Origin of the sequence: Actinoplanes sp. CA-030573 (assembly GCF_050951115.1) — a bacterium.
Classification (GTDB): domain Bacteria; phylum Actinomycetota; class Actinomycetes; order Mycobacteriales; family Micromonosporaceae; genus Actinoplanes.
Genome location: NZ_CP192038.1, coordinates 3,528,512 through 3,550,792, shown reverse-complemented (window position 1 = coordinate 3,550,792; position 22,281 = coordinate 3,528,512). Strand labels below are relative to the sequence as shown.

The following is a 22,281-nucleotide window of genomic DNA, read 5'->3' as shown; positions in this document are numbered from 1 at the left end:
TGCTTTTTGCGGGGTAGCCCATCACGGTGAACAACACGGACAATGCGGTCGTCGCCCGGCGGACACTGGTCGTCATCGGGCTGGTGCTGGCCACTCTGCTCGTCCTGTATCTGATGCGGGTGACCAGCCAGGTGCTGACGTGGATCCTCATCGCCGGGTTCTTTGCCGTCGCGCTGCACCCCGCGGTCAACTGGGTCCAGCGCCGCGTCGCCTTCGGCAAACGCTGGCTGGCGACGCTGCTGGTGTTCCTCGTGGCCGTGGTGGCGCTCGGCGGCCTGGCGACGCTGTTCATCGTGCCGCTGATCCGGGAAGGCGCGAACGTCGTCCACGACTTCCCGAAGATCATCGAGGACGCCCGGGCCGGGCGCGGACCGGTCGGCGGGCTGATCGAGCGTTACCACCTCCTGGAGTACGCGCAGCGAAACGCCGACAAGTTCCGCCAGTACGCGAGCGGGCTGGGCGCGCCCACGCTGATGCTCCTGCGCGGGGCGGCCACGAGCGTCGCCGGGCTTGTGACGATCATCGTGCTGGCCTACCTGATGGTGCTGGAGGCACCCAAGATCGTGCAGGGCTTCCTCGCCCTCTTCGATGACCGGCGGGCCGAGCGGATCAGCCGGGTCGGGCACGACTGCGCGAAGACGATCACCGGGTACATCACCGGGAATCTGCTGATCAGCATCATCTGCGGCAGCCTGACGTTTGCGGTGCTGGCCGTCCTCGGCGTCCCGTACGCGGGCCTGATCGCCCTGTTCGTCGGCATCGCCGACCTGATCCCGCTGGCCGGAGCCACGATCGGCGCGGTCGTCGCCACGCTGGCGGCGTTCGTCCAGTCGACGACCGCGGGCATCGTGGTCATCGTCTTCTTCGTGCTCTACCAGCAGCTGGAGAATCACCTGCTGCAGCCGCTGATCTTCGCCCGCACGGTGAAGGTGAATCCCCTGACCGTGTTGATCGCCATCCTCATCGCGGTCGAGCTGGCCGGGATTCTGGGTGCGTTGCTGGCCATCCCGGTCGCCGGCATCCTGCAGATCATCGCCCGTGACATCTGGGACACCCGCCGCGGCCGGCTCAAGAGCCAACCGACCGTCGGCGCGGATCGTCGCCCGGTGCACGACGACGCCCCGGGTGGCCGGCGGCCGCAGACCGTCGCCGCCGGCCGGGACACCGCGGTTGCCGTACCGGCCGACGCATCGCGACCGGCCGGCTGAGCGACCGGCCGGCTGAGCGACCGGCCGGCTGAGCGACCGGCCGGCTGAGCGACCGGCCTTACCCGCCCTCACCCATGTTCTTCTCGGGTGGCGTGCCGGAGCCGCCCGAGCGCGGGATCGGCGACAGCGGAACCTCCATCGGCACGACGAGGTTCATCGGCGCGGCCCCGGCACCGGGCTCCAGCACCAGGTTCAGCGACCGGCCGGGGCTCAGCCGCTCGCTGAGCCCGGCCGCCAGCAGCTTCTGCCGCATGCTGGGCTGAAAGGACGCGCTGCTCAGCGGCGGGATGGTGATCCGGGCGGGCTGCCCGGCGGCCGCGGCGGACCGGGGCACCAGCGAGGCGCCCGGCGTCGTCGGCTTCGACGCCGGCCCGGACGGGTCGATGACCTCGGTCGCCGACGGGTCCGGATGCGGCGACGTCTCGCCGCCGGGCGCCGGCTCCGGGTTCCCGCTGGGCGAGGCGGCCGCCTTCCCTCCGATCAGCACGATCTGCTGGGCCGACACGTACCCCGGCTCGGGAGCGTCAGTGACCGGCGGCGCGGCGCGGATCACCACCGTCATCGCCCGCTCGGTCTGGTTGAACAGGCTGACCTGCAGCGGCGCCGTGCTGCCGGCCGGGTACCCGGCGGGTCCGGTGTAGAGCACCTGGAAGTTGCGGATCAGCAGATTGCCGTCCGGGCTCTGCGTGTTGAGCCCCGAGATGGGCGGCCGGATGATCGCGGTTTCGGCGACCTGTCCCGACGAGCAGCCGGCAAGCGCAAGCGCGACGGCGAGGACGGGAAGAGCATGAGACCGGCGGAGTTTTCCCGGCAAGCCGGCGTGGTGAGTCATGGCGGGGCGGGTTCCCGTGTCCGGCCGCTCGAAACGACCAGCGCTCCGGTTCGCCGGGTGCCGGCCACGACCCGGAGCTCATCGCCGAGGGCGAGGGTCTCGGGGATCTCCTCCCGGGGATCGTGCGGCGAGCCGGGCCACGATGTCGGTCACGATGAGCCGCTGGCCGTGCGGGGTGGGGTGCACGCCGTCGGCCTCGAGGAAGTCCCCGTCCGCTCGATCGCGGGTGATCCCGTGCAGATCGATGGCGGCCGGCGCCACCTCCCGCGCGATGGCGGCGACCTCGGCGATGTCGTCGGCACGCCAGCCGACGGCGCCGCCGGCGAAGGTGGCGTCGATGCGGCGCTGGTCGACGGCCGGTGGGGTGATCACCGTGACGGCGGCGCCGAGCCCGGTGACGACCAGGTCGATCAGCGCCCGGAGGTTCCGCGCGGTCTCGGCGGCGCTGATCATGCGGTACGCGACGGGACGCCCGTGCGAGCGGGCGTCGTTGGTTCCCAGCATCAGCAGTACGTGACCGGGCCGGGCGGCCTCCAGCAGGTCGAATCGCTCGAGGACGTCGGCGGTGGTGTCCCCGCTGACGCCCAGGTTGACCATCTCGGCGGCCGGCCGGTCGTCGAGGTCCGCGGCCGCGGACAGCAGCTCGAACCAGCCCAGGCGGTCGGCCGTGATCGAGTCGCCGACCGCGACGATCCGCTCTCCGGGCCGGCCCGTCACCTCCCGGAGCGCGCTGCGGAAGCCGCGGTCGGCGAGCAGGTCCGCCGCGGTGCCGCGCGCCTGTCCGGTGAGGCCGGCGACGATCGACCGAACCGTGTCCCGGGAGCAGCCGAGCATCTGGGCCAGGAGGTCGTCGTGCAGCTCGTCCCCGACCGGGAAGCGGCCGAGCAACGGCCAGCGGCGGGTGTCGGTGTAGCGGATGAACTCCCGGCGCTGGGCGTCCGTGCGGATCGGCGCCGCGGTCGTGCGAGTCTCCGGGATCGGTGTCCGAGGCCCGGTCATCCCTTGATCGAGCCTTGCAGGAGAGCGGCGACGAAGCGGCGCTGGAAGATCAGGAACACGGCCAGCGTGGGCGTCAGAATCAGCAGCGAGCCGGCGCACAGCAGCGGGATGTCGGTGCCCCACTGGCCCTGGAAGGCGCCGAGCGCACCGGCCATGGTCCGTTTCGCCGGGTCGTCGACGAGCACGATGGCCAGCAGGAACTGGTTCCAGGTCCAGAGGAAGAGCAGGATCGCCAGCGACGACAGCGCCGGGCGCGACAGCGGGACGTGCACGCGCCAGAACAGCTGCCAGGTCGTGGCGCCGTCGATGCGGGCGGCCTCGGACAGGTCGTCGGGCATGGTGACGAAGTGCGCCCGCATCCACAGCACCGAGAACGGCATGAACAGCCCGATCAACGGCAGGATGATGGCCCAGCGGGTGTTCAGCAGCCCCATGTCGCGGATCTGGTAGTAGAGCGGGGTGACGATGCCCTCGTACGGCAGCGTCAGGCCCAGCACGAAGATCAGGAAGCCGATGCGGTGACCGGGCATGCGCAGGTGGCCGAAGGCGAAGCCGGCCAGCGTGCCGAGCAGGAGCGAGGCCGGGACGACGCCGGCCACGATCAGCACACTGGACAGCAGCAGCTCGCCCATGTGGGCGGCCTGGAACGCGTCGGTGAAGTTCCGCCACTGCGGATCAGCCGGCCAGGACAACCCCGACGGGTACGTCCCGGCCGGGTGCAGCGCCGTCACGAACAGGCTGAGGAACGGCACCACGGTGATCGCCATCAGCAGCACGAGCAGGATCCGCCCGATCAGGGCTTCGCGGCGGTTGACGATCATCGGGACCCGTCCCGGGTGAGCCGCTGGACGGGCAGGACGCAGGCGAGGACGAGGACCACGAGCACCACCGCGAGGGCGGAGGCGCGGCCGACCTCACGCTCGGAGAACGCGAGGTAGAAGATCTCGAGTCCGGGGACCATCGTGGCGTTGCCCGGGCCGCCCTGGGTGGAGATGTAGACGACGTCGAAGCTGGCCAGGGCGGCGATGACGGTCACCGTGACGCAGACGCCGATCTCCTGGCGCAGGCTGGGCAGGGTGATGGCTCGGAACTCGCGCACCGGCCCGGCTCCGTCGAGGCGGGCCGACTCGTACAGCGCCGGGTCGATCTTGCTCATCCCGGCCAGCAGGAGCAGGGTGCACAGGCCCACCAGCACCCAGGCGCCGATCACGCCGACGGCGGGCAGGGCGGTGCCGAAGTCGCCGAGCCACGCACGGGTCACCCCGCCCAGCCCCACCGCCGACAGCAGCTCGTTCGCCAGACCGGTGGACGACAGCAGCCAGCTCCACATGATGCCGGCCGCGACCAGCGGGATGACCTGGGGCAGGAACAGCACGGTACGGGCGGCCACGGCCAGCCGCTCTGCGCGATGCCCCGGATCGTCGCCGCCACGAACAGCCCCAGCAGCACCGGGATCGCGCTGAAGAACAGGATCAGCTCGAAGGCGTGCGCGATGGTGGCGAGCAGCTCGGGCTCGGTGAACAGGCGGGTGTAGTTGGCCAGGCCCACCCAGGCGGAGGCGCCGATGCCGTTCCAGTCGTAGAACGAGTACTGGACGGTCAGGGCCAGCGGCCGCAGGACGAAAACGGCGTACATGACGGCCGCGGGGGCGACGAAGAGCCAGCCCACCCAGGCGCCGGGCCGGCGTGCGCGCCGCGCACGCCGACCCGTGACGGGAACCGGCATCAGCCCTTGACCTGGCTCTCGTAGTCCTTCTGGACCGACTTCAGCAGGGCGTCCGGTGACTGCTGACCGGCCGCCAGCTTCTGCAGCTGCGGGGTCCAGCTCTTGGCGTAGATCGCGCCGGTCGCGTTGGCGATGAAGTCCATCGACCCGTTGTCCTTACCGATGGTGGCGCCGGCGGCGAGGGTCGCGGCGGTGACGGTGCCCTCCTTGACCGGCGGCATGTACGCGTCGGACGGCCCCATCGGGTGCGAGCCGCCGACCGACACGTCGATGTCGCGTGCCTTCTGGTTGGTCGCGACCCAGTTGAGGAAGAACGCGGCGCAGTCGGCGTGCGCGGCCTTCGTGCTGATGCCGTAGGTCAGCGGCGCCGACATCGCGGCCCGCTTGCCGCCGCTCTGCTGCGGTGGCATCAGGAAGAACCCGGCGTTGCCGGCCATCTGCTTGTCGAGATTGCCGGACTCCCAGTCGCCGTCGAAGATGAACAGCGCCTTGCCACCGATGAAGCGGCTCATCATCGTCGCGTAGTCCTGCGAGTTGATGTCGGGCGCGAACCCGCTTTGATCCACTTCTCCAGGTGCTGGGTCGCCTGCAGGTTGCTGGGCGTGTCGATGGTGGCGCCCGGCTTCTGGAAGATCCAGTCGTTGATCGGGGCGGGCTCGCCGTACGCCGCCATCAGGTTCTGCAGCGGGAATGCCAGGCCACCGGTCGCCCCGCCGTTGAACTGGTTGATCGGGGTGATCCCGGCGTCCTTCGCCTTCTGCAGCACCGCGTCGAAGTCGGCCAGGGTGGCCGGCGGCTGCGTCATGCCGATCTGCGCGGCCAGCTTCTTGTTGTAGAACACGCCGGTCATGCTGAAGTTCAGGCCCTGGGCGTAGAGCGGGCCGTCACCGCGCTGGCCGTTCGCCCCGACCCGCATCTGCTCCAGCTGGGAAGCCGGCCACTTGTCCCAGCCGTACGCCTGCGCGTAGCCGTCGAGGTTCTTGAGCAGGCCGTCCTTGACCAGCTCGGAGACCTGCGGCAGGCGCATCAGGTCCGGCGGGTCGTCGGCCAGCACCCGCGGGGCGTTCTGCGTGATGACCGCGAACTGGTCCTCGCGGATGTCCCACTTGACGTTCGGGAACTGCTTGGTGAACTCGTCGGCGAGCTGCTTGGGCAGCGGGAAGCCGGTCTCGAAGTACCCCTTGAGCGTGACCGGGTCGCTGCCGCAGGAGGTGGCGACCGCGGCCGTGCTGCTGGTGGCGCCGGCCGAGCCGGAGTCGCCGCCGGGCGCGCTGCACGCCGCCACGAGCATCAGGCTCGCACAGCCCAGCGCCGACCAAAGCGATTTCATTATCTTTTCGGCTGACATATCGCTACTCCTTGGCAGGGGATGCCGGTCCGGCTGGAGGATGGCCGGCGGATGACGTGCCTGGTGATGGGGCCGGGCCGACCGCGCGTGCGCTTCGCGCGGGGACGCCGGCGGGTGCGGCGAGCACCTGCGCGTTACAAGCACGAAACCGCACGGCGAAGGGACTGTCAAGAGATTCTCTAGAAGCACTTTTATGCCGCCGCGTGACGGTCCGGCGACGGCCCGAGCGCCGGTCAGGTGGTCGAGCGTTCCACGACCCGGACGTCGAGCATGGTCGTCGATCGCAGGTCGGAGCCGGCGAGATGGCCGAGCAGCACACTGAGTGCGGTGGTCCCGGACTCCTCGAACGGCTGACGCACGGTGGTCAGGTCGGCCGCGGTTGCCATCTCGCCGTCGTCGAAGCCCATGACCGCCACGTCCTGCGGGACGCGCAGGCCGCGATCGCGCGCCGCCAGCAGCAAACCGACCGCCAGGGTGTCGTGGTGCGCCATGATCGCCGTCGGACGGTCGCCCCGGTCCAGCAGGCCGGCGGCCGCCTGCCGGGCCCCGTCGACCGAGTTGTCGCTGTCGGTCACCACGACCTCGCCACCGGCGGCGGCGACGACCTCGCGGAACCCGGTCAGCCGCTTGATGGCCTGCGACTCGTAGTCGGATACCTGCCGTTCGAGGACATAACCGACCCGCCGGTGCCCCCGATCGCGCAGATGTTCGGCGGCCAGCCGCCCACCGGCCCGGTCGTCGATCACGACCCGGCTGAACAACGCGCTGTCCGCGTCGACCGCCACCGTGGGAAGGCCCCGCTCGCGCAGACGGTCGGCGATGGCGTCCTCGATGCGCAGCCCCATCACGATCAGCCCGTCCAGCCGGCCGTGCACCGGCATACTCGCCAGCACCGGCGAGGAGGCCAGAGCGGCCGACTCGTGATCGAAGACGACGACGTCGATCTCGAGCTCGGTCGCGACCGTGAGCAGCCCGGACAGCCGGCGCAGATAGGAACCGTAGGAGGTGAACGGAGCCATCACCCCGATCCGGCCGGTCCCCCGCCGGGCCAGGCTCACCGCCTGTACCTTGGGCACGAACCCCAGCTCGTCGACGACGGCGAGCACCCGCTCGCGGGTGGCCGGGCTGACCCGGTCCGGCTTGTTGAGCACGTTGGAGACGGTCGAGATGCTGACTTGCGCGCGCTCGGCTACCTCGTAGATCGTGACTCGATGTCCCGCCGTCAACGCTCCGCCCCGGTCCGTCGTCGCCGCGGCCCCGCACCGCAAAGCGCTTTACGGCAAGCACTCTACAGCCCGGGCTCATCGACGGCGGACGACGGCGAGCGAGGCCGCGATCAGGCGGTGATCGCCGCGCTGCCGAGGGAGCGTCGCCAGGTGGTCAATGCCTGGACGGTCAGGCCCGTGGCCGCGACCGCCCCGAGGAACAGCAGGCCGACATAGGGGTCGATGGCCTCCGCCCGGTTCTGCTCCAGCTGGCCCTGCAGGGTCAGGGGGCCGGGACCGGCGTACGGCATCCATGCGTCGGGACCGTCGTGATAGAGCACCGCGGCCGTGAAGAACACCGCCTGGCAGGCCGTGATCGTGGCCAGCAACGCCGCCCGCAAGCCGATCTCGCCCGACCGGACCAGCAAGCCGCTGCCGGCGGCGGCCCCGGCGATCAGCAGGAAGCCCCACCACCAGACCAGGGCCGGCCACAGCACCGGCACGGCCGCGGCGAACAGGAGCGCGGGAAGCAGTCCGAGTCCCGCACCGGTCAGCATCGCTCGCGGTGGAAGACCCCCGTCCCGGCTGGTCAGGGCCAGGAACGCCGCGAGATACAGGGAGAGCACGACCGCGGCCAAGGGCGCGCCGTCGGCGGTCCGCCGGGCCGGGGTGTCGGTCTGCGTCAGGTCGAGGACCACCACCACGACGCCGGCGCCGGCCAGCGCCACGCCCACCGTCCGCACCAGCGCGGCGGCCACCGAGGGCGACGCCGGGCCCAGGCCCAGCGGCAACCGGCCGGCGACCGTGACCAGGCACAGGACCACGACCAGGGCAACCAGAGCCGCGCGCACGGTGGGCGGATAGGCCAGATGCGAGGTCAACAACACGACCGCGGCCACCGCAGCCTCGATCAACAGCAGGTGAAGGTCGATGCCGGCGACTCTCCAGGCGACGGCGGCGGCGGCGGCTCTCATGCGGCGGACACTAAGAGTTGAGTCGTAACTGTGCGCCGGTGTCGGCGTGCAGTTTTCTGGGCCTGGCTTTCCCGCGTGGTCGCCGCACCCCGGGGTTGGGCGTCTCATCGGGGGTTGCTGTTCGGCCTGTGGTGACGACTGGTGGGGTTTGCTCGGCAGAGGCTTCCGTTTGTCGGACAGCTGCCGTACCTGCCGACACCTGTGGTGGCGTGACGGTGGTGGCGGTTGACCTCGCGAGGGCCTATTGCTGCCCTCTTACTGCAATCCGGGCAGCCAGGGCAGCCCGGAAGTCTTCGTTGATGGTTGCGGTGGTCGGTTGATCTTCATCCTCGAGCTGGACGCAGGCGGCCATCGCCGCGGCGACCAGGTCCCGGTCCCCGACGATCCCGCACCTGCAGCGGTGGACCCGCTGGCTGAGCGGCTTCTTCGCCCGGGCGCCGCACGGGCATTGCTGCGAAAGGGCGGTCCGCGTGGTCCCGGCGCGTAGCAGTTGGCCGCCGGCCGCGGCGCATTCGAGTTTGAGGGCTGCGGTGAGCATGCCGGGCGAAAACAGGGCGATGCCGCGGCCCCACAGTCTCGCCCAGGCGCGGATGTTGGTGTGCTCGACGACCAGTCGCGGACCGTGCTCGGCGACGATCGTCCGGGCGATTTCGCGAGCTCGTGCCTGTTTGGCCTGGGTTCCCGCCCGCCCTGCCACCGCATGACCTGCACGGGTGCGCCGGTAGGCGTCGCAGAGCTCGTCTTTGTCGTAGGCCTGTCGCGGGATTCCGACCGCGTTCGCCACGCGCGGCCCAAGGGGTGTCGGTACCTGCCGGACTCGGATGCCGGCGGCCGCGCGACGGGTGGCGCGTTTGGCCTGCCGGGTGGAGAGCTGGTACTGGGCGGGGTTGCTGTTACGGCGGGACCGGTCCAGCGCTCGTTGCCGGCGCCGGGCGACCAGCCGAGCGTCCACCGCCCTGGCACGTTGCCGGTCGTCGACGGTGATCAGGCTCGTCGCCAGACCTCCTGGGCACCCGCGGTCGGCAGGCATGGACACGACCGCGAGGCTGGACACGTTCCCGTCAACCCCACCCACCCGGCCGGCGCCGTGGCGCGGGCGGCCTGCACGGCGGGGCTGGTCCAGCCGCGATCGAGAACCATCAAATGGGCGTAGTACCGCCATCCGCCGGGCGCTTTCGGATCCTCGACCCGGACCAAGTCGATCTTGTGCCAAAGCTCCGTCCGGCCAAGAAAGTGCTCCAAACGCGCCTGTCGGGCCGGGCCGTGCGGCAGCCGGACCGGCAGTACCAGGTCCGGTCGCGCGTCCGCGCCGGGGAACACGACGGTCAACGGGCCGTCGTAGTTCCACCAGCCAGACGGTCCGGCCGGGCGTGACGGTGCCGGCATCCGCCGAGGTCTGCGGTCCGGATAGGCGCTCCGATACGTGTCGAGGGCCCCAACGAGCCGGAACGTCTCCCACGTGCGCGGCTTCGTGTGTGAGCGGGCCCGGCCGCAGATCCGGGTCGAGGTCCACCACTTGCCGACCCGGGGCCGGCCGTGCAGGTTGCCCGCCCTGTCGGCGAACAGGTGCCGGTCCACGGTCTGCCAAACCTCGTCCGCGAGATGCATGGCGAGGGCTTTGCTCAGGTGCCGGCCTAACCATCCGGACCTGTCGAGATGCCCGGCGGCGGCCTGTTCCAGGGCCGTGCGCGACAGCCCGAACCGCTCACGCGCCTGTATCGGTCCGCCTTCGGCCGAGCGCAGCCGACCGGCCGCCCAGTAGGCGTCCACCCGCGAGCGGGCCTGTGCCTGCAACGCCCGCCGCAGCTGCCAGATCGCACCGAACAGCTTCTCCACCCGGACCCGGGTGAACGGATCACTCGTGTCGAGCTCGAGACGGATCACGGCGGCCGGCGCATCCTTCGGCCGCCGCCAATTCTTCTGCTTTGACTTGCCTCGGGTACGCGCAGCGGCAGCCTCAACTGTCACCGCCCCCACCCGCTTTCCGTCAGCACACCCGTTCGAATCGGAACCGTACCAACGTCATCAAAGCGGTCGTCGCGATCTACAACTACCGCATCGAACAGTTACGACTCAACTCTTAGACCTGCCACCGACCCCCGAACAGCTGGCGATCGTGCTAGATCTCGGACAATCCCCCGACGTACGCGGATGGTCAGCTCTTCAGCCTTCCTTGCAGCATGCTGGTGCCGTGCTGCTGCTGGCCCAGTTGCTGCGCCGAGATGTCCACCACCTGGAACTTGGTCAGGTCGCTCGCCGCGGCCGGCACGTTGAGCGGCGCCGAACCGGGCGAACCGATCGGGATCATGACGGTGCCGCCGTCGTAGAGCCAGACCGTGTAGTAGCCGGTCGCGGCCGGCATGCCGGAGAGACTCAGCCGCATCTGCAGCCCGTGCCCGGTGTCGACGATCGTCGCGGTGCCGTGCGCGGTGCCCGGCGCGGCCGCCTGCGGCAGCAGGTCGGCCTCGGCGATCACCCGGGGCGAGCCGGACCGGCCGAGCTGCTGGACTCCGACGACGCCGGCCACGCCGACCAGCGCGGCGGCGACCGCCACCAGGGCCAGGCGCCACCGGTTCCGGGGCCGCGCCGGCGCCCAGGGGCGTCGCGGCGAGAGAACCACCGGCGGCGCGGGCGCGGTCGCCGCGGGTGCGGCCGCCGGGTGCGCGGCGGCCGGGGACGCCTCGGCCGGGAACGCCTCCGCGGCGATGCGGTCCCACACGCCGGCGGGCGGGTCGGGCAGTTCCCGCAGATCGTGGGAGCCGCGGCCGAGCCGCACCACCGTCTCGTTGGTGGCCAGCTCGGCGCGGCACGCGGGGCAGCCGGCGAGGTGCTCGGCCTCCCCGGCCGACGCGGTCTGCTCGCCGAGCGCGATGAGGATCAGACGGTCCGGGTCAAGATGTGGCACCGTCCACCTCCCATCGTTTGCGCAGCCGGGCCATGCCGCGGCGTAGATGACTCTTCACGGTACCCAGCGCCAGCCCGGTGACCGCGGCGATCTGGGTGTGCGTGAGGTCGTCGTAGAAGGCGAGCTCGAGCACGCGCCGCTGGTCGGGCTCGAGGGTGGTCAGCTCGTCCACCACGACGAGCCGGTCGACGACGGCGTTGGCGTCGCGGTCGTCGGGGCGCTCGGGCGGGACCTGGCGCAGGGTGTCGGCGACCCGGTTCTGACGCACCCGCGAGCGCATCAGGTCGGCCGCCTTGCGCCGGGCGATGCCGAGCAGCCAGCCGAGCAGGCTCCCCCGCTCGGGCTGGTAGCCCTCCCGGTTCTGCCAGGCGGCGACGAACGTCGCCTGCACGACGTCCTCGGCGTCGGCCCGGTTGCCGACCGACGCGTGGGCAAGGTGCAGCACGGCGGCTCCGTATCGCTCGTAGAGCAGTCGTAACGCATGCTCGTCACCGGCCCGGAACCAGCCGAGTATGTCGTCGTCGCCGGTGTCCGGTCGGCCGAGTGCACTCACCGTTTTCGCTTCCATCGCCGAAGCACGCCTGACTGTATCGGAAGACCCATCACCCCGTCCTTCGTCCCGGCGCGCCCGCACGGATGCAGAAGTGACCAAAAGAATTTCCGGTGCGGACGCTGCATCCGATCGTCACCGGCCCGACGAAATCCCCGGCGAGCATCCGCTGACGATCAGGAGGAGCAATGTTCACCAATCCCGTACGCCGGGTCGCCGTCACCGCCGGTCTGGCGCTCGCCATCTCGGCCACCACCGGCATCGCGCTGCAGTCGAGCGCCCAGGCCGCCGACACGTCGAAGGTGTCGGTCGTGCACGGCATCCCGGGACAGCCGGTCGACGTCTATGTCAACGGCAAGAAAGTGCTCGGCGACTTCAAGCCGGCCACCGTCGCCGGGCCGCTCGATCTGGCCTCCGGCAGCTACGACATCGCGCTGACCAAGCCCGGCGACGACCCCGGCAGCCCGCTGCTCGAGGACAAGTCGGTCGACGTGCCGGGCGGGAAGAACCTCAGCCTGGTCGCCCACCTCGACGGTTCCGGCAAGCCCGCGCTGACCGCGTTCGTGAACGACACGAGCACCCTGAAGGCCGGGATGGCCCGCCTGATCGTGCGGCACACCGCCCAGGCGCCGGCCGTCGACGTGCGCGCCGGCGGCAAGCCGGTCTTCACCGGCCTGACCAACCCCAAGGAGGCGATGGCCGACGTTCCGGCCGGGACGGTGCAGGCCGACGTGACCCTGGCCGGCACCGACACCGTCGTGCTCGGTCCGAAGGCCGTCAACCTGGCCGCCGGCACCGACACCATCCTGTACGCGATCGGCTCGGCCGACGACAAGTCCCTGGCCCTGGTCGCCCAGACCGTCGACGGCCTGGGTGGGGCGCCGTCCGGGATGCCGGCCGGCAGCGGCGGCGAGAACGCCACCGGGGTCACCCGGGCCTGGTACGCGGTGAGCGGCCTGGGCGTCCTGCTGCTGATGACCGGCGCTCTCGTCCTCGGCCGCCGGCGGGCCGCGCGTGCCTGAGCGCACGGCCGGCGGGCGACGCGTCGCCGTGGCGGTCGCGGCCCTCGCGGCCGGCACGGCGACGCTGGCCGGGGCCGGGTGGTGGTGGCAGCGTGCGCAGCCCCGGCCCAACGTCGGCGTGGAGACGGTGGCCGCGCTGGCCACGACCGGCCCGGCGCGGCCGTCCCCGTCCGGGCAGGCCGTTCCCGTCCAGGCGGCGGCGTTGCCATCGGCCGCCGCCGTGAACCGGCCGGTACGGGTCCGGATAGGGCGCCTCGGTGTCTCGGCCCGCGTCGTTCCGGTCGGTGTCGACGCGGCGGGCAACGTCGTCATACCGGCGAGCGTGGACACGGTCGGCTGGTACCGGTTCGGGCCCGGCGTCGGCGCCCCGGGGTCGATGGTGATCACCGGGCACGTCGACAGTGCGGCGCAGGGCGACGGGGCCTTCGCCCGGCTGAGCGACCTCGACCCGTACGACAAGATCGTGGTCACCGGCAGTGACGGGCGTGACGCGGCCTTCACCGTCGTCGGCCGCGAGGAGTACCCGAAGGCCGCGATCGACCTGGATCGCTACTTCACGACCACCGGACCGCCGCGGCTCACGTTGGTCACCTGCGGCGGCCCGTTCAACAAGGCGACCGGCCACTACCGGGACAATGTGGTCGTCACCGCGGTGCCGGCTGGTTGAGGACCGATGGCGCTGATTCGTGCCTTCCGCACCGCGGACGGACGCTGGCACGGCGAGCTCGACGATCCTCTGACGATCGAAGGGTTCGCCGTGCTGCCGTTCTTCCCGCACCGTCAGGACGCCGCGGCCGGCAGCCCGTACGCCGGGCAGTACCTGGTGGCCGCGGTCGGCGACTCCCCCACCCCACCGGGCTGGACCCGGTTCCTGCCCCTGCGCGGCCAGGCGCTGTACGCCACCGCCGTGGTGTGCTGGCTGCTCTTCGGCGGCGACGAGCCCGACCAGTGGCCCGCGGCATGACCGCAAGTCGGTCCCCGGGGGACTTGATCTACCGGTGTACACCGCCGCGGACCCGGGAACCAGCCAGGCGTGAACGATGTGCTGAGCGAGCAGTGGCTCTCGCGGGCTGTGGATCTGATGGTCCGCCTGGTGGAGGCGGCCGGCGCGGTGGTGATCTTCACCGGTTCCGTGTCGGCGTTCGTCTGGTTCCTGGTGGTGGCCGTCCGCCGCCGCGGCACCGAGGGATTCGTGCCCGTGCGGCTGAGCCTGGGACGTTTCCTGGCGCTGGGGCTGGAGTTTCAGCTGGCCTCCGACATCCTGCGGACGGCCATCGCCCCGACGCTGCGCGAGATCGCCGAACTCGCCGCGGTGGCGGCGATCCGCACGGCGCTGAACTACTTCCTGGCGCGCGAGATCAAGGACGAGCGCCAGGAGCTGGAGCACCGGGCCGCGCGGTCGCAGCCGGACCCGGCCGACCCGTCTCGGAGCCGATGATGAGCGCGCTGATCCATGCGGCGGCGTTGTTCTGCGTGGCGGCGGGACTGGTGGCCGGCGTCGTCGTGGCCCTGTCCGCCCGGGACGGTCGCCTCGGCCTGCGGGTCGGGCTGGACTTCTGGCTCGCCGCCGGGCTGCTCAACCTCAGCCTCGCCCGGGACTGGCAAGGGCCGCTGGTGGCCGGGCTGGTACTGGCCGTGCGCCAGACCGCGGGCCTGGGCATGCGTCACCCCGTGGTGAGCCTGCGTGACCTGACGCCCTGGCGGTCCGGCCGGGGGCCGGCGGACGACTCCTGAAGCGCGAGCCTCGTCCCGGCTGGTGCTGCTCACACCTTGGCGGTGCGGACCTCGCCCCGGCGGTGCAGGACGAAACCGGTCACGACGCCGGCGATCAGGACGGCGGCCAGCAGTCCCATGGTGACGGCCGGGCTCAGGTCGAGCAGGACGATCAGCAGGGCCAGGGGCACGCCGGCGCCCGGCCAGAGCACGGCGCCGCGTACGCGCCCGCTCAGCTGGGCCTGCATGACGGCCGAGCTGAGCAGGTAGCCGGCGGTGGCGATGCCGAGCACCCAGCGGGTCCCGGCCTCCAGGTGCGCGTCCGCCCCGTGCACGACCACCTCTTCCAGGCCGACCGCCACGGCCGCCAGCGAGATCGCGAGCGGCAGGTGGACGTACAGGTAGAAGTCGTGCACTCCGTGCTTGCTGATCTCCCCGCCCTCCACCGCGAGACGCCGCTTGGCCGCCCCGCCGGAGAGGTCGAAGTAGATCCACCACAGTGCCGCGGCGGCGGTGAAGGCCAGCGCCGCGGTGACGATCACCGGCGGCCGCCACTCACCGTCGTGCACTCCGGACACGACCGCCGCTACCGATTCGCCCAGAACCAGGATGACGAACAGCGCGAAGCGTTCCGGCAGGTGCTCCAGATGCAGAGGTACGGCGTTGCGCAACCGGGACGCGGCGGTCGGCCAGATGACGTCGGCGAGGACGCCGGCAGCCCACAGCCAGTACCGGCCGGGCGCCGCCACGGCCAGGGAGACCAGCCAAATAGCCGCGCCCGACGAATGCCCGATGAGGTAGAGCCGGGCGGTCGGGCGGGCGTCCGGCACGTGCCACCAGGCCCGCAGGTATCCGGCGACCAGGGCGAGGCGGACCACGACATAGCCCACCGCGAACAGCCGGGCGGCGGACGTGTCGATGCTGTCGGCCGCCGCCGCCATGGCCATCACCCCGGCCATGGCGGTCAGCGTGAGCAGGCGGAACACCGCGTCGTCGGTGTCGAACCGGTTGGCGTAGAGGGTGGTGCTGGCCCACGCCCACCAGCCGATGGTCAGCAGGGCGGCGAAGACCAGCGCGCCGTGCCAGCTCGTGTCCTCGGCCAGCACGTGCGCGCAGCGGCCCACGAACAGCACGAACGCGAGGTCGAAGAACAGCTCGAGGCGGGTCGCCGACCGGTTCGACGCCTGGTTGAGATCCGGCGGCCGGACCGGGTCGAGCTGTTCGGCCTCCTGCTCGTCGAGGCGGTCGTGCGCGTGCGTCATGCTGCCTCCGGATCGGACGTTGCGCTGTGCCGTCCGGACTACCCGCCCACGCCGAGCTCATACCCGCGCCGCGGAGTGGGACCGCGGTTGGCTCTTGCGGATCGATCGGTAAGAATAAGCGACATGTCCGCTACGCCGGTCGAATCCCAGCCCATGATCCCGCGCGCCGGACTCGCTCCCGGGTGCCCCGCCCACGCCGGGCCCGACGGGGTGTGGAAGATCCAGGACTACGCGACCGCCCGGGCGTTCCTGCGCGAGGCCGGGACGCGGCAGGCCGGCTTCAACGCCGAGAACGTGCATCGCGTGAGCGCGAAGATGCGCGTGCCGGTCCTGTACCGCGACGGGGCCGAGCACCGCGAGCACCGCAAGCAGACGGCGAGGTACTTCACCCCGAAACGGGTCGACACCGCGTACCGGGACATGATGAACCGCCTGGCCGGCGAGCAGTGCGCCGAGCTGCGCCGCCGGGGCGAGGCCGACCTGGCCGACCTCTCGTTCAAGCTCGCCGTCGCCGTCGCCGCCGAGGTGGTCGGGCTCACCGACGCCGGCCGCGGCATGAGCCGCCGGCTCGACAACTTCTTCGCCGAGCAGGGCAACCCCGGCTGGCGGCACCCGATCAAGGCCGTGCGCACCCTGCTCGGCCAGTTCAACCTCGGCTTTTTCTACTACTTCGACGTACGCCCGTCGATCCGGGCCCGCCGCCGCGAACGCCGCGACGACCTGATCTCGCACCTGCTCGACGAGGGCTGCACCGGCCCCGAGATCCTCGGCGAATGTGTGACCTTCGCGGCCGCCGGCATGATCACGACCCGCGAGTTCATCGTGGTCGCCGCCTGGCATCTGCTCACCGACCCGGAGTTGCGCGAGCGCTACGTCCAGGCCGGCGAGAAGGAGCGCTTCGGCATCCTCCACGAGATCCTCCGGGTCGAGCCGGTGGTCAGCAACCTCTACCGCCGGACCACCGCCGACATCGCCGCCGGTGACCGCACGATTCCGGCCGGCGCCCTGGTCGACGTCGGTGTCGCCGCCGCCAACCTCGACCCCGCCGCCGTCGGCGCCGACCCCGGCGCGGTCTGCCCGGCCCGGCCGGTCGCCGACGGCGTGGGCGAGGCCGGCCTGTCCTTTGGCGACGGCGCCCACCGCTGCCCCGGCGCGTACATCGCCATCCAGGAATCCGACATCTTCCTCAGCAAGCTCCTCGCCGAGCCCGGTCTCGAACTGGTCCAGGAGCCCACGGTCCGCATCCGCCCGGAGATCGCGGCGTACAAGCTCGTCGGACTGCGCCTGCGAGTGCGCGGCTGATCCACCGAAATCGGGAACCGGCGGCGCTTCGGGCAACTGCCTTCGGGTGCTGAGGTTCCGGGTGCAACCCGGCTTAGCACATTTGTGCCCATCAAAGCGGCGGCTTTTCCACCGGGTCTTCCCAAGAGCGTGCAACGCGCCGAGACTGACGATCGACCCGTCACCATGCGTGATCATTTTGCCGCATCGGGTGACGCCTTCATCGATGAAGGAGACATATGTTCAAGAGACAGTCGTCGGTCGCTGCTGTCGCGATCATCGCCGTCGTCGCTTCACTCGGCGTCCCCTCGATCGCGTCGGCCGCCCCCGCGAGCCCCCGCGTCGTGCACAAGGTCGGCACCGGCTCGTACCAGGTCACCGGCACCGGCAGCGGCCTGCCCGCCTCGATCGCCACCGAGATCCGCCGCGACGCCGGACCGGAGGAGGGCCTCGCCGCCACCGCCGCCGCGCCGGCCGGCGCCGACCGCAGCCTGGCACCGGCACGCCACACGCCGGGCACCTCGAAGGCGGCGGGCGCCCGCGGGACGGTGCACACCAACCCCCGGTTGCTGCGCAGCTTCGACGGACTCAACCACCGCGACCAGCGCACCGCCAACAACGGCAACCAGTTCAGCCTCGAGCCGCCGGACCAGGCGCTGTGCGTCGGGGGCGGCTACGTCGTCGAGGCCGTCAACGACGCCTTCCGGGTGCGCAACCCGGACGGCAGCCCGCGGACCGGGGTCGTCGACCTCAACACGTTCTACGGGTACCCGCCGGCGATCAACCGCACCACCGGCGTCTACGGACCGGTGATCACCGACCCGACCTGCCTGTACGACCCCACCACCCGGCACTTCTTCCTGGTCGTGCTCACCCTCGAGGCGACCGCAGAGGGCGACTTCACCGGCGCCAACCACCTCGACATCGCCGTGACCGCGAATCCGACCGGCAGCTGGGACATCTACCGGCTCGACGTGACCGACGACGGCAGCAACGGCACCCCGGTGCACCCGAACTGCCCGTGCATCGGCGACTACCCGCACATCGGCGTGGACGCGAACGGCTTCTACATCACGACCAACGAGTACTCGTTCTTCGGAACCGAGTACAACAGCGCGCAGATCTACGCGTTCAGCAAGCGGGCGCTGGCCCGCGGCGACGCCGACGTGCTGGTCACCCAGCTCGACACGACCGCCGCCGACCAGGGCCGCAACGGCTTCACCGTCTGGCCGGCGCAGTCGCCGTCGACCCGCGACTTCGAGCGGGGCCAGAACGGCACGGCGTACTTCCTGTCGTCCAACGCCGCCGAGGAGGCGACCGGGACCCAGGACTACGTCTCGACCAGCATCGTGACCTGGTCGCTGACCAACACGAGATCGCTGGACTCGGCCCGGCCGGATGTCCGGTTGCAGGACACCCGGGTCGGCGTACGGCGTTACTCGCTGCCACCGCTGTCCAACCAGAAGCCCGGACCGGTCCCGCTGGCCGAGTGCCTCAACAGCGACCCGTGTGCCACGCTCCTGCTCGGCGCGCCCGACCCGTTCAAGCCCGAGGTCGAGTCGCCGCTGGACAGCAACGACACCCGCATGCAGCAGGTGACGTACGCCGACGGCAAGCTCTACGGCGCGCTCGACACCGCGGTCACCGTCGGCGGCGCGACCAAGGCCGGCATCGGCTGGTACATCGTGCGGCCGCAGATCCGGCACGGCGTCCTCGCCGCCGGCCTGGTCGCGCAGGGGCAGCTCGGCCTGGCCGGGAACAACCTGACGTACCCCGCGATCGGCATCAACGCCGCGGGTCACGGCGTCATGTCCTTCACGCTGGTCGGCGACGGGTACTACCCGTCGGCGGCGTACTCGGCCTTCGACGGGCGCACCGGCGCCGGGCCGATCTACCTCGCCAAGGCCGGGGCCGGGCCGCAGGACGGCTTCTCCGGATACAAGGCGTTCGGCAACCCGCCGCGACCGCGGTGGGGCGACTACGGCGCCACCGCGGTGGACGGCGCGACGATCTGGGTCGCCGCCGAGTACATCGCCCAGCGCTGCACGCTCGCCGAGTACCAGAGCGCCCCGTTCGGCAGCTGCGGCGGCACCCGCACCGCCCTGGCCAACTGGGCCACCCGGATCAGCCAGATCCGGCCGTGAACCGCTGAGACCGGGCCGCCCCGCGAACCGGGGCGGCCCGGCGCGGCCGGAACCCGGCTGCCCGACCGGAGCGTCCAACCGGAATGTCACACGCACCGCACCGTACGTGGATCGCGCTCCTCGCCGTGGTCGTCGCCGTGATGCCGGCCGCCTGCGGGTCCGGCCCGCCGCCGGGAGGCCGGGCCACCCGCGTCGTTTCGCCGCAGCCGCGGCCGCCCGGTTCCGCCATGCCGGCGACCCCGACCGCCTCGGCCCCCACCTCCGCGCCGGGCTCGTCAGCGCCGGGCTCGTCGGCGCCGGCCACTTCCGCGTCGGCCGGGACCTCGCCGCCAACCGGCCCCGCGCCCACCGGCACCGGCCTGCGCGGCCGGACCGTCGTCCTGAACTGTCCGGCCGATCGCGCCGACCCGCCCTGCCCGGCCACCCCGGTGCCGGCTCGCATCGTCGTGCTGGACCCCACCGGAAAGACCGTCATCACCACCGTCGACACCGACGCCGACGGCAGCTTCACCGTTGCCCTGCCGGCCGGGAGCTACCAGATCCGCGCCGCCCGAACCAGCGGCAACACCGCGCGCCGACCGACGATCCGGCAGGTGACGGTCACCGCCGGGCATTTCGCGACGGTCACCGTTCGGCTCCGCACGGGCCTGAGCTGACCGGTCGCCGGGCTGTCGCATCGGAGGTCCGGCCGCGGGGCCCGGCGAGGGCGATGCCGATGCTGCCGCCTCGCACCGGGATCGGCAGCGCAGAGCATGCCGGAGACCCAGACGCGTCACGTATGGGGGCTTGAGGCCAGGACTGCGCCGCTGTACAAAGAAGCTCCAGGCGCCCGTCGCAGCGACGACATTTTCTGATGGGGCGGGCCGTGAGCACGGTTCACGCGTCATCCAGGAGTGGCGTGATGACTGAGAACGAACATCACCACCGGATCGTCGTCCATCGCAGCCTGCGGGACCAGACTCGTCTGGTGCTGATCGGCGAGTTCGACATGGCCGCCTGGCACGTCCTGCAGGAAGCGATCCACGCGGCGGTGGCGACCGACAGCGGCAGACAGTTCGTGGTGGACATGGCAGAGGTCACCTTCATCGACTGCGGCACCGTCAATATCCTGCTCCTCGAACGAGACCAGGCAGCGGCGACCGGATCGGCACTGAGCATCGTCAATCCGTCCGACCAGGTCCGCCAGGTCCTGGCCCTGACCGGCACCCAGAGTCACCTGCTGGCCCCCGCCACCCGGTCTCGCCTGCTGCTCGCCACGGACGGCCCCGCCTTCGTGCTGCGCGCACTGCGCGAGCCTGCCGACCCGTCCTCTCCGGGCCGCAACGGTCGCGGTGGTCACTACCGGCCCGTCACCGACTTCCTCGTCGAGGACGCCAGCGCCTCCATGATCGACCTGCAGGGCCGCGCCGCCGGGCAGACCGTCGGGGCACGACTGCTCGATCTGTACCCGTCGATCTTGTCCACCGGCGTGTTCGACGCCTACGTCAACGTGCTGGAGACAGCCAAGCCCTATGAGTCCGCGCGACAGGGATATCACGAAACCGTTGACGGGGTCCTGCTGCGCGGTTCCATCCCCCTTCGGGCCCGGGCAGTCGATCCGGACCGCCTCGTCGTCATCTGGCAGAACGACAACGATCCAGAGCCGGCATAGTCGGCCGCCGCGCGCCGTGTCGGCGTAATCGCCGATCTATGGGGCAGCGACGCGCCGGGTACCAACCAGTCGCCGCAGGTCGTTCGACAAGGCGGCCAGGTGCGCGGCGGTCTGGTTCATCTGTGCCGCGCTCGCTTCCGTCTCCCGGGACACCCGGGCAGTGTCGGCGGCGCCCATGGTCACCTGCTCGACCGCGCCGGTCTGCTGTTGGGTGGAGAGCTCGATCTCCCGGGTGGCGTCGTTGGTGGTGGAGACCAACTGGGTGATCCGGCGAAACGCGGAGGCAGCCTCGTCGAAGCGGCGAGTACCCGCGTCGACCGCTTTCGCGCCGGCCTCGGTGGCCAGCACTGTGGTGTCGACCGCTCCCCGCACGTCGGCGATGAGGGCGCGGATCTGCTTCGCCGAACCCGCGGTGCGATCGGCCAGCTTACGGATCTCGTCGGCGACAACGGCGAAACGGCGGCCGTGATCGCCGGCGCCGACCGCCTCGATGGTGGCGTTGATCGCCAGGATGTTGGTCTGTTCCGCCAGGTCCGCGACAAACCCTACGACGACACCGATCTCCTGGGACTTCTCGCCGAGCGTCATCATGTGCTGCACGATCTTGTCGACCTCGGCGCTGATCGCGGCGATCGACGCGCGGGTCTGGTCGATGGTGGCGTCGCCGTGCCGGGCGGCGGCCTCGGTGTCGTCCGCGCTCTTGGCGACCCGTTGCGCCCCGTCCGCGATCTGCCGAGAGGTGATCAGCAGTTCGCTGATCGTCGTGTTGATCTCGTTCATCGCGGTGGTCTGATCACGGCCCCCACGCACCTGTTGCCTGGCCGCCACCTCCAACTCGGCCGACGAGCTCTGGATGTGTTCGATGGCGGTGCCGACCTGGCGGCGCAGAGCTCGGGTGAGGCGCCCCGCGATCACCACGCCGACGGCGACGGCGAGCATGCCGAGCACGACGATGGCAACGATCGCCTGGGTGGCCCGCCTCGCCGCCCGAGCACGATTTGCCTCGGCGACCGCGCGGACCCGGTCGATCAGGGCGGCGATTGCCTTCTTCACCGCCAGGCGGGCCGCCCGCAACTCGGCGGTAAGAAGCTGACTTACCTGGGTGAGGTCGCGCATCGAGCGACGTTTCTCCAGCAGCGGCGCCAGGACTGCGGCGTACCTCGCCTCTGCCGACGACACGTTGTCCACCGATTGTGCGGCGCCCTCGTCGACGAGTTCGCCCCGCAATCGCGCGACCTGCTCGAGGAAGACCGCGCGGTCCGCCTGCGCCCGCGCGAGATCCACCTCCTCGCCGGTGATCAAGTATCCCCGGGCGCTGGAGCCGCGGCTCTCCATCGCCGTGTTCAGGCGCTCGGCCTCCAGCAGGCCGCCAGTGGCCGATGACAGGGCGATCCCGTTGGTCTTCACCACGAGCGTCAGCGCAGCGATCGAGGTAACCGCCATCACCAAGGTCAGCACCAGA

The 22,281-nt window shown here is 71.3% G+C and carries 25 protein-coding genes; 10 read left to right on the top strand and 15 right to left on the bottom strand.

Annotation, left to right across the window (positions count from 1 at the left end; all coding sequences use genetic code 11):
* Positions 1-26: 26 nt before the first annotated feature.
* Positions 27-1,208 carry an AI-2E family transporter gene (locus ACQP2F_RS16520; protein ID WP_433304873.1) on the top strand — a complete coding sequence of 394 codons (1,182 nt, stop codon included), beginning with the start codon at positions 27-29 and terminating at the stop codon, positions 1,206-1,208.
* A 58-nt stretch (positions 1,209-1,266) separates the two neighbouring features.
* Here ACQP2F_RS16520 and ACQP2F_RS16515 read toward each other — a convergent pair whose 3' ends face one another.
* The 13 genes from ACQP2F_RS16515 to ACQP2F_RS16455 form a co-directional block, all read right to left on the bottom strand.
* A complete protein-coding gene (locus tag ACQP2F_RS16515) occupies positions 1,267-2,022 on the bottom strand; it encodes a hypothetical protein (protein WP_433304871.1) in 756 nt (251 codons plus the stop codon).
* 96 nt (positions 2,023-2,118) lie between these two features.
* Positions 2,119-3,039 carry an SGNH/GDSL hydrolase family protein gene (locus ACQP2F_RS16510; RefSeq protein ID WP_433304869.1) on the bottom strand — a complete coding sequence of 307 codons (921 nt, stop codon included), beginning with the start codon at positions 3,037-3,039 and terminating at the stop codon, positions 2,119-2,121.
* A complete protein-coding gene (locus ACQP2F_RS16505; protein WP_433304867.1) occupies positions 3,036-3,860 on the bottom strand; it encodes a carbohydrate ABC transporter permease in 825 nt (274 codons plus the stop codon). The genes ACQP2F_RS16510 and ACQP2F_RS16505 overlap by 4 nt, the downstream gene beginning before the upstream one ends.
* Positions 3,857-4,414, bottom strand: coding sequence for a carbohydrate ABC transporter permease (locus ACQP2F_RS16500; protein WP_433307533.1), 558 nt, complete (start codon positions 4,412-4,414; stop codon positions 3,857-3,859). The genes ACQP2F_RS16505 and ACQP2F_RS16500 overlap by 4 nt, the downstream gene beginning before the upstream one ends.
* The gene (locus tag ACQP2F_RS16495) at positions 4,297-4,764 is read right to left on the bottom strand and encodes a carbohydrate ABC transporter permease (RefSeq protein WP_433304865.1); all 468 of its coding nucleotides are present in this window, start codon (positions 4,762-4,764) and stop codon (positions 4,297-4,299) included. The genes ACQP2F_RS16500 and ACQP2F_RS16495 overlap by 118 nt, the downstream gene beginning before the upstream one ends.
* Positions 4,764-5,276 carry a hypothetical protein gene (locus ACQP2F_RS16490; RefSeq protein ID WP_433304864.1) on the bottom strand — a complete coding sequence of 171 codons (513 nt, stop codon included), beginning with the start codon at positions 5,274-5,276 and terminating at the stop codon, positions 4,764-4,766. The genes ACQP2F_RS16495 and ACQP2F_RS16490 overlap by 1 nt, the downstream gene beginning before the upstream one ends.
* A complete protein-coding gene (locus ACQP2F_RS16485) occupies positions 5,276-6,094 on the bottom strand; it encodes an ABC transporter substrate-binding protein (protein WP_433304862.1) in 819 nt (272 codons plus the stop codon). Before ACQP2F_RS16485 ends, ACQP2F_RS16490 begins: the two co-directional genes overlap by 1 nt.
* A 251-nt stretch (positions 6,095-6,345) precedes the next feature.
* Positions 6,346-7,338, bottom strand: coding sequence for a LacI family DNA-binding transcriptional regulator (locus tag ACQP2F_RS16480; RefSeq protein WP_433304860.1), 993 nt, complete (start codon positions 7,336-7,338; stop codon positions 6,346-6,348).
* 110 nt (positions 7,339-7,448) lie between these two features.
* Complete coding sequence (locus ACQP2F_RS16475) at positions 7,449-8,291, bottom strand: hypothetical protein (protein WP_433304859.1); 843 nt, start codon at positions 8,289-8,291, stop codon at positions 7,449-7,451.
* A 241-nt stretch (positions 8,292-8,532) separates the two neighbouring features.
* Positions 8,533-9,243 carry a zinc ribbon domain-containing protein gene (locus tag ACQP2F_RS16470; RefSeq protein ID WP_433304857.1) on the bottom strand — a complete coding sequence of 237 codons (711 nt, stop codon included), beginning with the start codon at positions 9,241-9,243 and terminating at the stop codon, positions 8,533-8,535.
* A 32-nt stretch (positions 9,244-9,275) separates the two neighbouring features.
* A complete protein-coding gene (locus tag ACQP2F_RS16465) occupies positions 9,276-10,268 on the bottom strand; it encodes a hypothetical protein (RefSeq protein WP_433304855.1) in 993 nt (330 codons plus the stop codon).
* A 178-nt stretch (positions 10,269-10,446) separates the two neighbouring features.
* A complete protein-coding gene (locus tag ACQP2F_RS16460; protein WP_433304853.1) occupies positions 10,447-11,196 on the bottom strand; it encodes an anti-sigma factor domain-containing protein in 750 nt (249 codons plus the stop codon).
* Positions 11,183-11,764, bottom strand: a complete 582-nt coding sequence (locus ACQP2F_RS16455; protein ID WP_433304851.1) for an RNA polymerase sigma factor — start codon at positions 11,762-11,764, stop codon at positions 11,183-11,185. The genes ACQP2F_RS16460 and ACQP2F_RS16455 overlap by 14 nt, the downstream gene beginning before the upstream one ends.
* A 170-nt stretch (positions 11,765-11,934) precedes the next feature.
* On the opposite strand from ACQP2F_RS16455, the gene ACQP2F_RS16450 reads away from it, so the two are divergent.
* The 5 genes from ACQP2F_RS16450 (at position 11,935) to ACQP2F_RS16430 (ending at position 14,502) form a co-directional block, all read left to right on the top strand.
* A complete protein-coding gene (locus ACQP2F_RS16450; RefSeq protein ID WP_433304849.1) occupies positions 11,935-12,768 on the top strand; it encodes a DUF4397 domain-containing protein in 834 nt (277 codons plus the stop codon).
* Positions 12,761-13,435 carry a class F sortase gene (locus ACQP2F_RS16445; RefSeq protein WP_433304847.1) on the top strand — a complete coding sequence of 225 codons (675 nt, stop codon included), beginning with the start codon at positions 12,761-12,763 and terminating at the stop codon, positions 13,433-13,435. Before ACQP2F_RS16450 ends, ACQP2F_RS16445 begins: the two co-directional genes overlap by 8 nt.
* 6 nt (positions 13,436-13,441) lie before the next feature.
* Positions 13,442-13,732, top strand: coding sequence for a hypothetical protein (locus ACQP2F_RS16440; protein ID WP_433304845.1), 291 nt, complete (start codon positions 13,442-13,444; stop codon positions 13,730-13,732).
* A 69-nt stretch (positions 13,733-13,801) separates the two neighbouring features.
* The gene (locus ACQP2F_RS16435) at positions 13,802-14,206 is read left to right on the top strand and encodes a DUF1622 domain-containing protein (RefSeq protein ID WP_433304843.1); all 405 of its coding nucleotides are present in this window, start codon (positions 13,802-13,804) and stop codon (positions 14,204-14,206) included.
* On the top strand, positions 14,206-14,502 hold the full coding sequence (locus tag ACQP2F_RS16430; RefSeq protein ID WP_433304841.1) for a hypothetical protein: 297 nt from the start codon (positions 14,206-14,208) through the stop codon (positions 14,500-14,502). The genes ACQP2F_RS16435 and ACQP2F_RS16430 overlap by 1 nt, the downstream gene beginning before the upstream one ends.
* A gap of 29 nt (positions 14,503-14,531) precedes the next feature.
* Here ACQP2F_RS16430 and ACQP2F_RS16425 read toward each other — a convergent pair whose 3' ends face one another.
* Entirely contained in the window at positions 14,532-15,743 is a 1,212-nt protein-coding gene (locus tag ACQP2F_RS16425) for a low temperature requirement protein A (protein WP_433304839.1), read from the bottom strand.
* A gap of 123 nt (positions 15,744-15,866) precedes the next feature.
* Between ACQP2F_RS16425 and ACQP2F_RS16420 the strand changes: the two genes are divergently transcribed.
* From ACQP2F_RS16420 to ACQP2F_RS16405, 4 genes are all read left to right on the top strand, one after another.
* Positions 15,867-17,045 carry a cytochrome P450 gene (locus ACQP2F_RS16420; RefSeq protein ID WP_433304837.1) on the top strand — a complete coding sequence of 393 codons (1,179 nt, stop codon included), beginning with the start codon at positions 15,867-15,869 and terminating at the stop codon, positions 17,043-17,045.
* 218 nt (positions 17,046-17,263) lie between these two features.
* Positions 17,264-19,168: a hypothetical protein gene (locus tag ACQP2F_RS16415; protein WP_433304835.1), complete on the top strand. Its 1,905-nt coding sequence runs from the start codon at positions 17,264-17,266 to the stop codon at positions 19,166-19,168.
* A gap of 83 nt (positions 19,169-19,251) precedes the next feature.
* Positions 19,252-19,824 carry a carboxypeptidase-like regulatory domain-containing protein gene (locus tag ACQP2F_RS16410; protein WP_433304834.1) on the top strand — a complete coding sequence of 191 codons (573 nt, stop codon included), beginning with the start codon at positions 19,252-19,254 and terminating at the stop codon, positions 19,822-19,824.
* Positions 19,825-20,069: 245 nt separating this feature from the next.
* Positions 20,070-20,819 (top strand): STAS domain-containing protein, encoded by a 750-nt coding sequence (locus ACQP2F_RS16405; protein WP_433304832.1) that lies wholly within the window; start codon positions 20,070-20,072, stop codon positions 20,817-20,819.
* Positions 20,820-20,855: 36 nt separating this feature from the next.
* Here ACQP2F_RS16405 and ACQP2F_RS16400 read toward each other — a convergent pair whose 3' ends face one another.
* Positions 20,856-22,277: a methyl-accepting chemotaxis protein gene (locus ACQP2F_RS16400; RefSeq protein ID WP_433304830.1), complete on the bottom strand. Its 1,422-nt coding sequence runs from the start codon at positions 22,275-22,277 to the stop codon at positions 20,856-20,858.
* Positions 22,278-22,281: the final 4 nt, after the last annotated feature.

Bases quoted from the DNA above. Each gene is read 5' to 3' on its own strand.
- ACQP2F_RS16420 (WP_433304837.1), top strand. From the start codon at position 15,867: ATGTCCGCTACGCCGGTCGAATCCCAGCCCATGATCCCGCGCGCCGGA.
- ACQP2F_RS16475 (WP_433304859.1), bottom strand. From the start codon at position 8,291: ATGAGAGCCGCCGCCGCCGCCGTCGCCTGGAGAGTCGCCGGCATCGAC.
- ACQP2F_RS16405 (WP_433304832.1), top strand. From the start codon at position 20,070: ATGACTGAGAACGAACATCACCACCGGATCGTCGTCCATCGCAGCCTG.
- ACQP2F_RS16440 (WP_433304845.1), top strand. From the start codon at position 13,442: ATGGCGCTGATTCGTGCCTTCCGCACCGCGGACGGACGCTGGCACGGC.
- ACQP2F_RS16510 (WP_433304869.1), bottom strand. From the start codon at position 3,039: ATGACCGGGCCTCGGACACCGATCCCGGAGACTCGCACGACCGCGGCG.
- ACQP2F_RS16485 (WP_433304862.1), bottom strand. From the start codon at position 6,094: ATGAAATCGCTTTGGTCGGCGCTGGGCTGTGCGAGCCTGATGCTCGTG.
- ACQP2F_RS16410 (WP_433304834.1), top strand. From the start codon at position 19,252: ATGTCACACGCACCGCACCGTACGTGGATCGCGCTCCTCGCCGTGGTC.
- ACQP2F_RS16495 (WP_433304865.1), bottom strand. From the start codon at position 4,764: ATGCCGGTTCCCGTCACGGGTCGGCGTGCGCGGCGCGCACGCCGGCCC.
- ACQP2F_RS16455 (WP_433304851.1), bottom strand. From the start codon at position 11,764: ATGGAAGCGAAAACGGTGAGTGCACTCGGCCGACCGGACACCGGCGAC.
- ACQP2F_RS16415 (WP_433304835.1), top strand. From the start codon at position 17,264: ATGTTCAAGAGACAGTCGTCGGTCGCTGCTGTCGCGATCATCGCCGTC.
- ACQP2F_RS16425 (WP_433304839.1), bottom strand. From the start codon at position 15,743: ATGACGCACGCGCACGACCGCCTCGACGAGCAGGAGGCCGAACAGCTC.
- ACQP2F_RS16450 (WP_433304849.1), top strand. From the start codon at position 11,935: ATGTTCACCAATCCCGTACGCCGGGTCGCCGTCACCGCCGGTCTGGCG.
- ACQP2F_RS16505 (WP_433304867.1), bottom strand. From the start codon at position 3,860: ATGATCGTCAACCGCCGCGAAGCCCTGATCGGGCGGATCCTGCTCGTG.
- ACQP2F_RS16490 (WP_433304864.1), bottom strand. From the start codon at position 5,276: ATGAGCCGCTTCATCGGTGGCAAGGCGCTGTTCATCTTCGACGGCGAC.
- ACQP2F_RS16430 (WP_433304841.1), top strand. From the start codon at position 14,206: ATGAGCGCGCTGATCCATGCGGCGGCGTTGTTCTGCGTGGCGGCGGGA.